General features: G+C 47.8%; 10 protein-coding genes. 9 read left to right on the forward strand and 1 reads right to left on the reverse strand.

Annotated features, from left to right (window positions below):
- The first annotated feature begins 28 nt into the window (after window positions 1–28).
- The 9 genes from J2Z28_RS20195 to J2Z28_RS20235 all read left to right on the forward strand — a co-directional run bounded on the left by J2Z28_RS20195 (window position 29) and on the right by J2Z28_RS20235 (window position 13,298).
- Window positions 29–1,579: a phytoene desaturase family protein gene (locus tag J2Z28_RS20195; RefSeq protein ID WP_211084019.1), complete on the forward strand. Its 1,551-nt coding sequence runs from the start codon at window positions 29–31 to the stop codon at window positions 1,577–1,579.
- A complete protein-coding gene (locus J2Z28_RS20200; protein ID WP_211084021.1) occupies window positions 1,576–3,039 on the forward strand; it encodes a phytoene desaturase family protein in 1,464 nt (487 codons plus the stop codon). Before J2Z28_RS20195 ends, J2Z28_RS20200 begins: the two co-directional genes overlap by 4 nt.
- Entirely contained in the window at window positions 3,036–3,908 is an 873-nt protein-coding gene (locus tag J2Z28_RS20205; protein WP_076328724.1) for a phytoene/squalene synthase family protein, read from the forward strand. Before J2Z28_RS20200 ends, J2Z28_RS20205 begins: the two co-directional genes overlap by 4 nt.
- A complete protein-coding gene (locus J2Z28_RS20210; protein ID WP_211084023.1) occupies window positions 3,908–4,675 on the forward strand; it encodes a carotenoid biosynthesis protein in 768 nt (255 codons plus the stop codon). The genes J2Z28_RS20205 and J2Z28_RS20210 overlap by 1 nt, the downstream gene beginning before the upstream one ends.
- Entirely contained in the window at window positions 4,644–5,405 is a 762-nt protein-coding gene (locus J2Z28_RS20215) for a lysophospholipid acyltransferase family protein (protein ID WP_211084025.1), read from the forward strand. The genes J2Z28_RS20210 and J2Z28_RS20215 overlap by 32 nt, the downstream gene beginning before the upstream one ends.
- 1 nt (window position 5,406) lies before the next feature.
- Window positions 5,407–6,555, forward strand: coding sequence for a glycosyltransferase family 2 protein (locus J2Z28_RS20220; RefSeq protein ID WP_211084027.1), 1,149 nt, complete (start codon window positions 5,407–5,409; stop codon window positions 6,553–6,555).
- Entirely contained in the window at window positions 6,552–8,033 is a 1,482-nt protein-coding gene (locus J2Z28_RS20225; RefSeq protein ID WP_211084029.1) for a phytoene desaturase family protein, read from the forward strand. Before J2Z28_RS20220 ends, J2Z28_RS20225 begins: the two co-directional genes overlap by 4 nt.
- 349 nt (window positions 8,034–8,382) lie before the next feature.
- Window positions 8,383–9,450 (forward strand): type 2 isopentenyl-diphosphate Delta-isomerase, encoded by a 1,068-nt coding sequence (fni, locus tag J2Z28_RS20230; RefSeq protein ID WP_211084031.1) that lies wholly within the window; start codon window positions 8,383–8,385, stop codon window positions 9,448–9,450.
- 593 nt (window positions 9,451–10,043) lie between these two features.
- Window positions 10,044–13,298 (forward strand): S-layer homology domain-containing protein, encoded by a 3,255-nt coding sequence (locus J2Z28_RS20235; protein WP_211084033.1) that lies wholly within the window; start codon window positions 10,044–10,046, stop codon window positions 13,296–13,298.
- Between the two features lie 128 nt (window positions 13,299–13,426).
- Here J2Z28_RS20235 and J2Z28_RS31530 read toward each other — a convergent pair whose 3' ends face one another.
- Entirely contained in the window at window positions 13,427–13,555 is a 129-nt protein-coding gene (locus J2Z28_RS31530) for a hypothetical protein (protein WP_280530842.1), read from the reverse strand.
- Window positions 13,556–13,890: the final 335 nt, after the last annotated feature.

A 13,890-nucleotide genomic window follows, 5' to 3' on the forward strand; every position in this document is an offset into this window, starting at 1 on the left:
GAATTCCCTACATAGAAAGGTGAGTGGCATGATACCGAATCAACAACGCAAACGTGCAGCTGTCATTGGCGCAGGTCCGGGTGGACTTGCAGCAGCAATGTTATTGTCCGGTCAGGGGTACGAGGTAGATGTGTATGAGAAACAGCCAGTCATCGGGGGGCGTTCTGCCAGATTGGAACTGGGTGAATATCGATTCGACCGGGGTGCTACATTTTTGATGATGCCACAGCTGATCGAAGAGATGTTCGATGTGGTGGGACGCAAATTATCCGATTATGTGGATATGAAAGAGCTAACTCCGCTGTACGCACTGAACTTTGGTGACAAGGTGTTCAAGCCTTCTCGTAATCGGGAAGATACAGCTGCACAGATTAAGGAATTGTTTCCGGGCAATGAAGACAATTACCTTCGGTTCATGCAAGAAGAAGAAGTGAAGTTTGGCAAAGTCATGCCTCTGCTCCGTCGTCCTTTTGGCAAGTTGACTGACTATCTACGCAAGGATGCGGTAACAGCTCTACCTAAGCTTGATGTCCACAATACGGTCTACGGGATCTTGTCCCGCTATTTTACAGACGAGCGTCTGCGCTGGGCATTTACATTTCAATCCAAATACCTTGGCATGTCTGCCTGGGATTGTCCGGGCACCTTTACCATATTATCGTTTATTGAGCATCACTACGGATTGTTCCACCCCATTGGCGGCGTGAATCGGATCTTCCAAGCCATGGCCGATGTCGTGGAAGAATACGGAGGACGCATACATACTTCCACCCCGGTGAAACAGGTCATCGTTCGCAATGGTCGTGCAGAAGGTGTGTTGCTTGAGAACGGTGAACGCATCGAAGCAGACCATGTGGTGGTGAACGCCGACTTTGCACATGCGGTGAACCATCTGTTTGAACCAGGCGTGCTTAAGAAATATACCCCGGAGAAAATGAAACGCAAAAAGTATTCCTGCTCTACAGCAATGCTGTATCTGGGCGTGGATGGTGATGTGGATCTGCCGCATCACTCGATCTATTTTCCCGAGGACTACCGGTTAAACGTTGATGAGATCACAAAGCACAAAATGTTATCAGCCGATCCATCTCTATATATTCATAACCCTTCCAGACTTGATTCGACGCTGGCACCGGAAGGGAAATCTGCTTTGTATGTTCTTATGCCTACGCCTAACCTTACCGCAGACATTGATTGGGAGGCAGAACGGGAGAATGTGCAGGAGGCCATGATGAAACGCATGGAAGGCATTCCTGAGCTGGCAGACATACGTAGCCGTATTGAAGAATGTATGCTGTTCACTCCACTTGATTGGGAGACTGAACTGGATGTGTATCGCGGAGCAACGTTTAATATGGCACATAATCTGGGTCAGATGATGTATCTGCGTCCCCATAACCAGTTTGAAGAGTTGAAAAGTGTATGGCTGGTAGGCGGCGGAACACATCCGGGCAGCGGGTTGCCCACGATTTTCGAATCGGCACGAATCAGTGTCAGACTGATTCAGGAAGAGGACGCACGCACACGTTCCAAGCCATCCTCTTATGTGAAGACGGCAGAAGCCGGAGGGCATTCATGAAGCGGGCCGCTATTGTAGGCGCAGGGATTGGCGGACTCACTTCGGCACTGTTATTGAACCGTCAGGGATGGGATGTCACCGTGTATGAACGGGGTTCCCGCGTTGGCGGACGCATTGGATATGAGCAGGAAGGCGAGTATCGGATCGATCAGGGGCCAACCATCGTACTGTTGCCGGAGATGTTACTTGGCATACTGGAGGAAGCAGGCGTAGATCGTTCGAAGATTGAGCTACTTCGCTGTGATCCATTATACAGAGTCCACTACCACAGTGGTCGTGTCATGACCAAGATGACCTCACGTGAAGAGCAGACGGCGGAGATTGAGCGTTTGTTCCCGGGAGAGAGCCGGGGATTCACACGATTCATGAAAGATATGGACACGTTGTTTCCGGCAGGCAGGGCAGCGTTTCTGGAAAGGGCTTTTCCGCGCAAAAGGGATTTCTTCACCCCTTCGCTCATGTCACTCATGGGCAGATTGCGTGCACACAAAAGTGTCCGGAAAGCGGTAGGCGATTATTTTGAGCACGAGGAATTGCTTGATGCATACTCACTGCAAAGTTTATACATTGGTGGATCACCGTTTGGGACGCCAGGTATCTATTCCCTTTTACCTTACGCAGAGCATGAATATGGCATCTGGATGGTCAAAGGTGGATATGCAGCATTGCCAGCCATACTGGAACAGGAACTGATATCACGTGGTGGACGTGTCGTGCTGAATTCGGAAGTGACCGGACTCAAGATTAAAAATGGTGTGTGTGAAGGTATAGAAACGGCAGCAGGCGCAGAAAATGTGGATGCAGTTATCTACAATGGTGATTTCCCCCATCTATCAGGTTTGCTTGGACAATCACCAGCGGTAGCACGTAAAAGAAAACCGTATCGTCCCTCTTCCGGATGTGTATTGCTCTATGTGGGTGTGGACAAAACCTGGGAAGATGCAACGACGCACCAGTTCTTCCTGCCACCGAGTCTTGAAGGCAGTTTGCAGGAAGTGTTCAATCAGCGACGCATTCCGGCAAAGTCCTCATTTTACGTATTTAATCCGGTCGCCTTGGATGAAACTGCAGCGCCTCAAGGACAGAGTGTATTGTATTTCCTCATTCCCGTACCAGATGCCGAAGGTGTCGACTGGGATCAGGAGAGTGAAGCATTGGCAGAACGTGTACTGGAAGAAGCGGAGCAACGAGGATTCCCGGGACTTCGTGCAGCGATTAAGTGGAAAAAGGTACGTACACCCGCTGACGCAGAGCGAGACGGGCTCTATGGGGGTGGAAGCTTTGGTATAGCACCTGTATTGTTCCAGTCCGGTGTATACCGACCGCAACCCAAACCATTCCCTAATATAAAGGGATTATATGCCGCAGGAGCATCTGTACATCCAGGTGGCGGAGTGCCGATTGTAATGCAGAGCGCACGTATGGCCGTCAATCAACTCATGAAGGAGATGGGAACATGAATGAAGCGATTTTGAGCAGGTGTGAAGAGTTGATGCAAAAGGGTTCTTCCTCTTTTTATCAGGCCTTTAGAGGGCTGCCAAGTCCACGTCGGGAAGCGGTATATGTCATTTATGCCTTCTGCCGCATGATTGATGACAGTGTAGACGAGCCGGAACATTCGCCCTATACGATTCACGAGATCCATGATTTGTTTGATCAGTTGGATGACGCGGAAGGACATTTTATCTGGCCAGCACTGAGATGGTTGTTCAGCAGTTTCCCTCATCTGGATAAGGGTCCATTCTTCCGTCAGATGGAAGGGCAACTCACAGATCTTAAAGTAACGCATTATACAACGATGCAGGAACTGGAGCATTATTGTTATCTGGTGGCCGGAACCGTAGGCGAGATGTTGTTGCCTGTATTGAGAGATGATAACGGCGCAGAAGTAGCGATGAACGGGATTGCTTTGGGTAAAGGGATGCAGATCGTTAATATTATTCGGGATGTTGGTGAAGATCGGGCCAGAGTGCGTCGGTATGTTCCGCTGGAGATCATGGAGAAGCATGGTTACACCGAGCAGGACTTTGAAGACGGGGTCGTGGACGAACGCTTTATTGCCATTGTTCATGAATTAAAAGCTGCAGCATTGAACTGGTTCCGTATTGGCATGGATCGTCTGGATACGTACCCAACGGAAAGTGCGTTTTCCATCGAGCTGGCAGCAGCCTTTTACTCCACCATTCTACACGCGGTTGAACGCAACGATTATGACGTATATACCAAACGGGCATATGTTAGCGATGAATTGAAACTGGAGATGCTGGGTGCGATTGTGAAACGTTACCCGATGCTGGCCTATCAAGCCTCCCGAACGGCGGTATCCTGATGATCCAGTGGCTTTACTGGGCGTGGTATGTCATTGGAGCAACCTTGATGCTAACGATCGGTGTGCCTGACGTATTATCTTTTTCAAATGGTTTATTTCTAATCTTCTACGCATTGTATGTGTTGGATCTGATCTATCAAGGGCGTAATCGGACAGGCCTGTCCGACCAGTCAGTCATCTGGCTGAAACCCGGACTCTGGATATCCTCTGTGATTATCTGGCTTGGAGGTATGGGCGTAGAGTGGGTAGGAGTGCATACGCATTGGCCATTTGGTGAGTATGCTTACTCAGACTTCTTCGGGATTCATCTGTTCAGTGTACCTGTTACGCTGGGTTTCGCCTGGATCGCAGTGGTGGGTAACTCGGCGCTGTTAAGTGGCGGTGGTTCAACCTGGACGGGCAAATTGCTTCGGGCAGTGAAGACCGGGTTCTGGGCGATTGTACTTGATCTGGTGCTCGACCCTGTTGCGCATGCAAGAGGATTCTGGGAGTGGCAAGCCCCAGGTGGATTCTACGGTGTTCCGTGGACCAATTACATAAGCTGGTTTATCATGGGTGCATTCCTGTCCCTCTTCCTTCCGGCCATGCCTAATGACCGTAGCTCATTGCTGCGTGCAAAATGGTTGTATCAGCTGTTTATTCTTCTGTTCGGCCTGCTTGCTCTAAAGGAAGGGATTACAGGCAGCTTTATCATCGCCATTGCTGGGGTGCTTCTTGCCGAAGGGAGCTGGCTCTATGATTCGCGCCGTAAAATCAAAATCGTTTAATCATATTTTTGCCTTATACAATCATTATTATCTGCTACGTCGGCGCTTCCGTTCCTTCACGCTCACAGGGTCACTGGACCCGCAGGTGGACATCAGGGACAACTCCCCGATTGAACCGACTCGTCCGGTGATCTATTTCATGAATCACAGCTCCTGGTGGGATGGTCTGCTGCTCTATCATGCGGCCAGGCAGACATCGCGGGGTGATCATTATGTGATGATGGAGGAGCAACAGCTTCAGCAGTATGCTTTTTTTCGTAAATTGGGTGCGTATTCGATCAATAAGGAGAGTGCGTCCGGTATTCGGACCTCTCTACAGTACACCAGTGAATTATTGGATTCAGGTAAAAGGGTCTGGATTTTTCCCCAAGGAGAAATTTTGCATCAGGAGGCCAGACCAATTCAGTTCCGTCCAGGCATCGGATTGTTGCTTCGTCGTTCTCCGAATGCCATCGCCGTACCGGTAACCTTGTGCCATGGGATGGTCCAGCATGATCTACCGGAAATATCGATGCAGGCGGGCCCGGCTGTGATGGAAGACTGGAAGGCGTTGAAGAGTGAAGAGATTGCCGCCAGACTCGGCCATGTGCTGGAACAGCAGTTAGACGATCATAGATCAGAGCTTATACGGATGGGGCAGGGAAGTTTGCCAGATGCGATTCCACTGATTCGTCATGTACGTTCGACAAGTGAAAAATACGATGCGGCACGAAAGCGGGTGAACCGTTAGCATGAATGCATCTGAAATCTTCTGGATTGTGCTTACCTGCATATTGAGTATACAGTTGCTGTTCGCTCTATGGAATGTCTCCTGTCTGCCCAAAGTGCGTTCATTCCGAGCAGACCGAATACAACCACCAGACCTGCTGGTCTCGGTGCTGATTCCAGCCAGAAATGAAAGACTACATATCGAAGGATGTCTGGAAAGTGTGCTCGCGAGCGATACATCAGGATTCCAGATGGAAGTATTGGTGCTGGATGATCGCTCCGAAGATGAGACAGCGGCCATGGTACAAGCGATTGCGGATCGCGATGCACGTGTGCGTCTACTTCATGGTGTTGATCTTCCCGAGGGCTGGATGGGGAAATCCCATGCGTGTCACAGGCTGGTTCAGGAGGCCAAGGGAGAATGGTATATGTTCGTGGATGCGGATGTGCGTCTGGAGCCAAGTGCCATTCGGCAGACTCTTGCGGCAGGGTGTGAGCAGAGCGGGGGTCTGGTAACCGGTTTTCCTTATCAGGTAACGAAGACGTGGATGGAAAAGCTTGTTGTGCCCATGATGGTCTTCACCATCATCAGTCATCTGCCCATTTTCATGATACGCAGATCATCCAGTCCGATGTTTGTGGCCGCTACGGGGGCTTTTTTGCTGATTCATCGCTCCAGTTACGAAGCTTCCGGTGGTCATGCTGCCATTCAGGCACATCTGGTGGATGATATGAGTCTCGCCAAAGCAGTCAAGCGTGCAGGTCATCCGGTGATGCTGACCGACGTGCATGACGTAACGAATACCCGCATGTATCAGAACGGTGTTGAAGTATGGAACGGATATAAGAAAAACATGTACGAAGGTATGGGGCGCAAAGACGTGCTACTTCTGGGTACGATGTTGATGTATACACTGATGTATATTGTGCCCCCGCTAGGCTTGATTATTGGACTCCTTATGGGCAGTTCGGTGTCCATTCTGTATGGATTGTTAGGAACATTATTAGGTATGGCTGTGAAAAGAGTAGCGGATCATGCTGGCGGACAACCCTGGTGGCTTGCCCTTTTGCAGCCGATCAGCATGGCCTGTGTCATTGCCATCGGACTTGCTTCCTGGCAGGCAGGCCGCTCCGGCAAGGGGTATGTATGGAAAGGTAGGCGGTACAGTTGAGAGGTAACGTCATTATAATCGGAGCAGGATTTGGAGGTCTGTCGTGTGCAATAAGACTGGCTTCACAAGGTGTGCAGGTGACCATTCTGGAACGGCAGCAACATGTAGGTGGCAAGCTGCAGCAGATTGAGCGGGACGGGTATCATTTTGACCGGGGACCGAGCACGATCACGATGCCATCGACCTTTCGTTCAGTCTTCGACCATGCGGGAGTAGCAATGGAAGATTACGTACAGTTATATGAGTTAGAGCCGCGCACGCGTAATATATTCGCAGATGGCACAGTGGTAGATTTGTCAGGCAATCGCGGGTGGATGAAGGAGCAGATCGCAGCGTACAGTCCGGAGGATGCGGCTCGTTATGATGCATTTATGGATGAGTCTGCTGCACTGTATGCGGAAGCCAATCGTCATTTTCTGGGTAAGTTGCTGCTGTCTCCTTCTGACAAATACAATCTCCAAATGCTGCGCAGCTTGCTCCGCGTGCGGCCAACGGTGAAGCTGGATAAGCTGCTACGCTCGTATTTCCAACATCCGCATACGCTGGCTATGTTCGGACGGTACGCGACCTATGTGGGATCATCACCGTATCAATCGCCTTCCATCTTTGCCATGATGGGGCATGTGGAAGCAGAAGTCGGCATCTACGGGGTCAAAGGTGGAACCTATCAACTGATCGAAGGAATGACCCGGCTGGCTCGGGAAAAAGGTGTACAGATCATTACCGGCACAGAGGTCCGGCAGATTGTTGTTCGGAATGGTAAAGTGGCAGGTGTAGACACGGATCAAGGCTTTCGGGAAGCCGATCAGGTTGTTGCCAATGGAGATGTGCTTAGCGTGAATCGACTGCTGCTCGCACCGGAACATCGGAAAGAGATGAGCAATGCCCGCATACGGAAGTATGAGCCATCTATTTCGGGATTTGTAACGCTGGCAGGTGTGCGAAGACAATATGATGCGTTGTTACACCATACGGTCTTTTTCCCGGAACGGTATGAACCGGAGTTCGACCATATTTTCCGTGACCGTAAAATGCCCGCCGATCCCACGATCTACATCTGTTATTCCGGTTATTCGGAAGCGGGCATGGCTCCGGCGGGAGCCAGTAATCTGTTCATTCTGGTCAATGCCCCCTATTTGTCGGATTCATGGAATTGGGAGCAGCAGACGGAACGTTACGGAGCGTTTGTGCTGGAACAATTGGCGGCGCGGGGAATTACCGGGTTGAATGAATCCGATGTGCTGATCCGGTACACACCGCGAGATATCGAACGGGATACCTTGGCGCATCAAGGGTCGATCTACGGCATCTCGTCCAACTCGGTGAAGCAGACCTTTATGCGACCAGGCAACCGAAGCAAAGATGTACAAGGACTCTGGTACGTGGGCGGAACCACGCATCCAGGCGGTGGAACCCCGATTGTGACGTTGTCCGGACAGCTTGTTGGTGAGCAGTTGGCCTCAGAAATCTTGAGATAAGTTCGTTTTGCAGGATGACGGGGTTGAAAAGTGGAAATGTGTTGTGTTGATCCATGTGCGTGTGCATCGCCATCTTCCGTGCAACCCCGTTTTGGAGATGGGATGGAAGATCTGTGTTTTTGAGTAGGCATAAGATAGTGGTGCTCCGGGATTTAAGTGAGACATTTGGTGTCGGGGCATCCTTTCAATAGCCGGTTTGGAACGTTATACTGGATAGAGTTAAACTGTTGAGCTGCAATGCTTATAGGATTAATGTTTTTGTCTTTTGCAAAAGACGTATATACATAGAAGTAAGGAACGGGCAGGTTATCCTGTCGATCCGCACGATTCTCACATAGGAGGTCTCATCATGAATGAACAAGAGCGAGCCGGCGAACGGCTGCTTCCCGAAGTGGCTACGGGAGAACGGAAGCTGGAGCACGTGCGCCTCTGTCTTGAGGAGAATGTGGCAGGAGAAGGGGTAACCAGCGGTATGGAGCGGTTTGCGTTTCGCCATCACCCACTGCCGGAACTGAATTTTGAAGAGGTGCATCTGGAGACTTTGTTTATTGGTAAAAAAGTGCGTACACCCTTGCTCATCAGTTCGATGACGGGTGGAAGCAAAACAACGGGCGCGATCAATGAGCGCCTCGCGCGAGTAGCAAACGCCAGAGGCTGGGCGCTCGGCGTAGGTTCGATCCGGGCTGCCGTGGAACAGCCGGAACTGGCGAGTACCTTCGATGTCCGCCGTTGGGCACCGGACATCCCGGTCATTGCTAACCTGGGCGCGGTGCAACTGAACTATGGTTTCACCACGGCTGATTTCCAGCGCGCCGTAGATATTGCGGGTGCGGACATGCTCGTACTTCATCTGAACACGTTGCAGGAAGTTTTCCAGCCGGAAGGCAATACCAACTTCAGCGGATTATTTCAGCGGATTGAAAACTTGTGTCGTGAGCTAGACGTACCTGTTGGCGTAAAAGAAGTAGGTTTTGGCATCGATGGTGTGACGGCTCAACGCCTATATGAAGCGGGTGTCGCGTTTATCGATGTAGCCGGCGCTGGAGGTACAAGCTGGGTGCAGGTAGAGAAGTACCGTAACAATAACCCGGTACGCCGGGCAGCAGCGGAAGCTTTTGCCGACTGGGGCATTCCCACAGCGGAGTGTATTCAGGAAGTACGAGCGCTGAATCCTACTGGTGCCCTGATTGGCAGCGGTGGGCTGTACACTGGCGTGGATGCGGCCAAAGCCCTCGCGCTCGGTGCGGACCTGGCTGGTTTCGGTCGATCTCTGCTCGAATCCGCGGTCGCATCGGATGATGCTCTGAATGAGCGGTTGGAGCAGGTTGAGTTTGAACTTCGTACCGTGATGTTTGGCATTGGTGCAGGGCGGATTGATGATTTGAAGCAGACGTCACGTCTGGTGGAACGGCGTTAAATAAAACTAGACATGGCGTCTTGCTGAACAGCTGTGACTTGTGAGCGGCGTAGACGCTGGATCTTATGGAGCAAAGTCCGCTAACGAACCTGTAACACCTTATTTGGCGATTTAGGCGTTAGTTAGAAATCTAACGAATCTCACACACGCTAATGGGATAGAGATCAGCGATTTACAGCGGATGACGCCAAAGAAAGAGTGAATAACGAGTCTATGGTTCGTTAGATTTTCAAAACGTATGAGAAGGGCTGAATACTGTTTCTCAGGTTCGTTAGACTGTGAGGGAAACGTGTAACGGTTCATGGATCAGAACTGGGCACTTCAACTTTGAAGTGCGACAAGTCAATTTAATTAATGTGGGTGTATTACTCTAAGCATGTCGACGATAATTAACGACATGCTTTTTTGTAATGTATAGCAAGCTGAAGATTTAATTCAGAGTAAATTTTTTTATTGTTTGTTAATACATTACACATTATGATTGATGAGTCTTAAGGAATGGTTTTTAATGAATTTTTTAGGTGAAAAGACTCACTTATAACTAAGGGAAGGATGGATTGATTTACGATAATTTCTAAGAGGTGATACATAACATGAAGTTCAAGAACGTATTAATTTTCATGCTAGTTATTAATTTATTATTGGTTAATCTACTGATTTCAGGAGGAGGTACAGAAGTAGCTCATGCTAATTATGAGCCTCGTACAGATAGAATAACTAAGGAGTCTTCCAAGTCGAATGATAACTTCATAGACTCGTATAATTCCAAGACTACTAGTACGTCTGCATCAATTGAAACAATAAGTGATACCAATACTACGTCATATTTGCCGAAACCTAACGTAACGGTAACCACAACGGATAACTCCATAACGTTGTCTTGGGATGAAGTTCCGGGAGCGGTAAAGTATGCAGTCACGGTTAATCGAGATGGCAGAGATGTAGGGGAACTGAGAACATATACAATAACAAGAGCAATACCTGAGTATACATATAGGATCACGGTTCTCGCTCATGACGGAGAAAAATATGGAGAACAAGAGTTACTCTTCGTTAGATTGAAAGAGCCTGCTCCAATTTACGATGATGCGGGTAGAATTGATTTTACTGGAAAGCACGCAGGGAAGTTAGATCGAATTGATGATGGCTTCAATTATGTAAACTGGGGGCTTGTGAATGGCAATGCGATTAGTCTGTTCTACAAGCTAGATTCCATTGTAAAGGCAGATGTGTACGTCAATGATGTGAAGAATACTGAGCTGAAGGGCCAGTCCAGTTCGAGTACTTTCATTAATGATCTGAAACCAGGTGAGAAAAATGTGATCAGGTTAGCTTGGACGAATCCTACAGACTCCACTCAACGTTCATTAGAATTTATAATCACGCCTCCTGCACAGGATACTTATACTTTAGGAGATTCCAAGGCAGGATTCGGCGCCGTCGTTGATCTTAAGAAATACGGCAAATGGTACCTGGTGGATAATCAAACCTTAATCTCTCAAAATACAGTTTCAAAATATATTGATACACAAGGTGACAGCGCTAAATGGAGTGTGGACGAGTACTCCAAGTTCACGGATAGTGTGGGCTATGAATTAAACAAAATAAAAGAAGACAAGCAATCTCCTTTTCAGACATTATGGTGGAGAGTCAATGCGTTTGATAATGGGGAGTACGTTAATGGTTATTCAACTCCTGTAGGGATCGTTACCAAGGAGGATCTAGAGAAATATACAGGGATTATTTTGTATGATCCTAAACGTCCGAATCAGATGATATCCAGCCTGGCTTTGGCTAATCCTAGTACATATGAGCATGCATTTGGAAAGTCGGGGAATCAGGGGCCGGTTTTTACGGAGATCACCACTGGATCTAATGCATTCCCAAATAATCATATAAATCTTGTTCCAGCAGGCAGCTCGGTACAGAATTTCAAATACAAAGCCTTCTTAAAATATAATGGTGAATTTAAAGGACAGGGGACGCCTGAGGATCCTTACGTTATTCCGACCCTAGCTGACGGGGAGCCGGTGATCACAAAACTTGACAAACCTAGATATTACTACTCGGGTCCTGGCGGTAACAATGGTATTCAGTTGAAGTGGTACGCTGTGGAAGGTGCTGAACAATATATACTCAAGCGTGGTTCCATAATCCTTTATGAGGGTCCGCTTGTAGAATATATAGACGAAGGTGTGAATTTTAATGCTGTCACTACGTATACATTAGTAGCTCGCAAAGGCGAAATTTACAGTGAGGAAACGAAATACACCATCGGAAATGTACCTCATATTCCATATCCACCAGATTTCCGAGCTGAAGCACTGGATTCCAGCAAAGTTAGACTTACGTGGAGTAAGGCAGACCATGCCGTAGAGTATGTAATTACTCGTAATGATCAGCCTTTGGCGATTACTAAGTCAACCTCATACGAGGATGGGAATGTTACACCTGACACCACGTACATCTATAAAGTGATTGGCCGGGACGGAGACAATGAAGGTCCTCCTGCAGTTAAAAGTGTGAAGATACCTAAGGTGACTGAGGACGTGGCACCGAAAGGCCAAATTAACATCAGAGTCAATCGAGTGTACGATAATAGAGTGGACCTGCAATGGAATCTGGTAGAGGGCGCAACCCAGTATGAGATCTACCAGGATCAAGTGAGTAAAGTATGGTCAGGTCATTCAAATACGATGATAGCGTACACGCTCCAGCCAGGAAGAACATATACCTATCGGGTTGTAGCGAGTAACAAATACGGAAAGGTTGAATCTAGTACAATCGAAGTGCAGACGGCGGGCATACCTCAACCGATGAATGTGGCTCCAATGAATGCCTCGAACGCAACGATTGCCTTTGAATATCAACCTATTGAAGGAGCAGTTCATTACGTGGAACGTAATCCACAAACGAAGTACGAACCTCTAGGAAACGGTGTTTACCGTAAGACGTATTTGAATACTGCCACTGGAGAAACACGTGATGAGGGTATGGTGACTGCTGTGAACGGTAAGTTGCAGTTTAGTGAAGTGGGCATCGAACGAAATAAATATTATGAGTATAATGTCATCGCTGTTCGTGTCAGACCTGATGGATCAGAAGAGGTCATTGGCAAGCAGACGGTTGCTGTAACAACTCCAGCAGATGGAAGTGGTGCAACGGTATATGGATATAATTATCCTATTCCTCCTTACCATAATGTTGATAATACCCCTATCCCTAGTGCGGTTACGGGGAAAAACGACAGCATTACAATTGATACTCAAGTTGTGGGTTCGAATGGAGAAGTGAAAAATCCTGCAAGTGTTACTTTTAGAGATATAGAAAAGAGTTATGCGAAGGAAGCTATTATCTACTTGGCACAGAAAGGAATTGTCAAAGGCTATTCCGATGGTTCGTTTGGTGGACATCAAAAAGTGACGAGAGCCGAATTTGCAATCTTCTTACAACGAGCCCTTGGATATAATTCTGTGGTTCCTTATATTAATGAATTCAACGATGTTCAATCTAACTCTTGGTACTATTCGGAGATAACTCCTGCATTACAACAAGGTATACTTAAAGGATTCAATGATGGTACGCTTAGACCGAATGTGGACGTTACGAGAGAAGAAGCATCCAGTATGATTGAGAACGTAATGAAAAAACAAGGTTATGTATTATCATCATTCACACTTTACGATGACAACCAAATGATCTCCAAATGGGCTAGAAATAGTATCAGTCTTGTAACTCAAGAATCTGTTATGAAAGGATATCCCGATCGGAAGTTTATGCCTAAAAAGCAGCTAACCCGACAGGAGGCTGCAATGATAATCTATAACCTATTGCATAGCAAGAAGTAAAAGGCCCGTAAAGTTCTTTTTACTAACTTTTAACGGTGATAAACGATGTTGAAATAAAATAGGACCCTAACATGCAATCTTCCTAAAGGGAGATTGCATGTTTATTTGATGATTGACTGATCTACCTTTTACATACATTCTTCTTTCACGGTGACATTCTCATTGGTTACAGTGACGTAGGAATTGCCGGACAAGTATTCCGTATAACCGCAAACCGTTTTGTTATAGGTTTTTCCGCGGCTGTCCGTGAACGCCAAGGAGACGACCCCCTCCCCGGAACGTTTCAGTTGCGGGGCGAATTTCACGTTTGCTCCGCTGGGAATATCCTGATCGAATACGTAGGTGGAGCCACTCTCATTGTTGTTTAAAGAGTTGTCGCCTTGGACTAGGCTAGCCTGAATATTGGTGAGGTCATAGTCGGACTGATTGTATCGTGATTCTTAAGTGGCGAAAGGGATCCATTGCATTCAGAAAGCTCATAAAAGCGACTATGGCGATTCCGAGTATGATAGCGGATAAGATAATCATTTTCTTTTTGGAGAATCGGCGACGTGTGTTCAATATGATCCACTCCTTTCCTATGAGGTATAAA

The organism is Paenibacillus xylanexedens (assembly GCF_017874615.1).
Classification (GTDB): Bacteria; Bacillota; Bacilli; order Paenibacillales; family Paenibacillaceae; genus Paenibacillus; species Paenibacillus xylanexedens.

What these genes read in the sequence shown, in the direction of transcription:
- J2Z28_RS20235 (WP_211084033.1), top strand. Translation starts at nt 10,044, where the DNA reads ATGAAGTTCAAGAACGTATTAATTTTCATGCTAGTTATTAATTTATTA.
- J2Z28_RS20195 (WP_211084019.1), top strand. Translation starts at nt 29, where the DNA reads ATGATACCGAATCAACAACGCAAACGTGCAGCTGTCATTGGCGCAGGT.
- J2Z28_RS20200 (WP_211084021.1), top strand. Translation starts at nt 1,576, where the DNA reads ATGAAGCGGGCCGCTATTGTAGGCGCAGGGATTGGCGGACTCACTTCG.
- J2Z28_RS20210 (WP_211084023.1), top strand. Translation starts at nt 3,908, where the DNA reads ATGATCCAGTGGCTTTACTGGGCGTGGTATGTCATTGGAGCAACCTTG.
- J2Z28_RS20205 (WP_076328724.1), top strand. Translation starts at nt 3,036, where the DNA reads ATGAATGAAGCGATTTTGAGCAGGTGTGAAGAGTTGATGCAAAAGGGT.
- fni (WP_211084031.1), top strand. Translation starts at nt 8,383, where the DNA reads ATGAATGAACAAGAGCGAGCCGGCGAACGGCTGCTTCCCGAAGTGGCT.
- J2Z28_RS20215 (WP_211084025.1), top strand. Translation starts at nt 4,644, where the DNA reads ATGATTCGCGCCGTAAAATCAAAATCGTTTAATCATATTTTTGCCTTA.
- J2Z28_RS20220 (WP_211084027.1), top strand. Translation starts at nt 5,407, where the DNA reads ATGAATGCATCTGAAATCTTCTGGATTGTGCTTACCTGCATATTGAGT.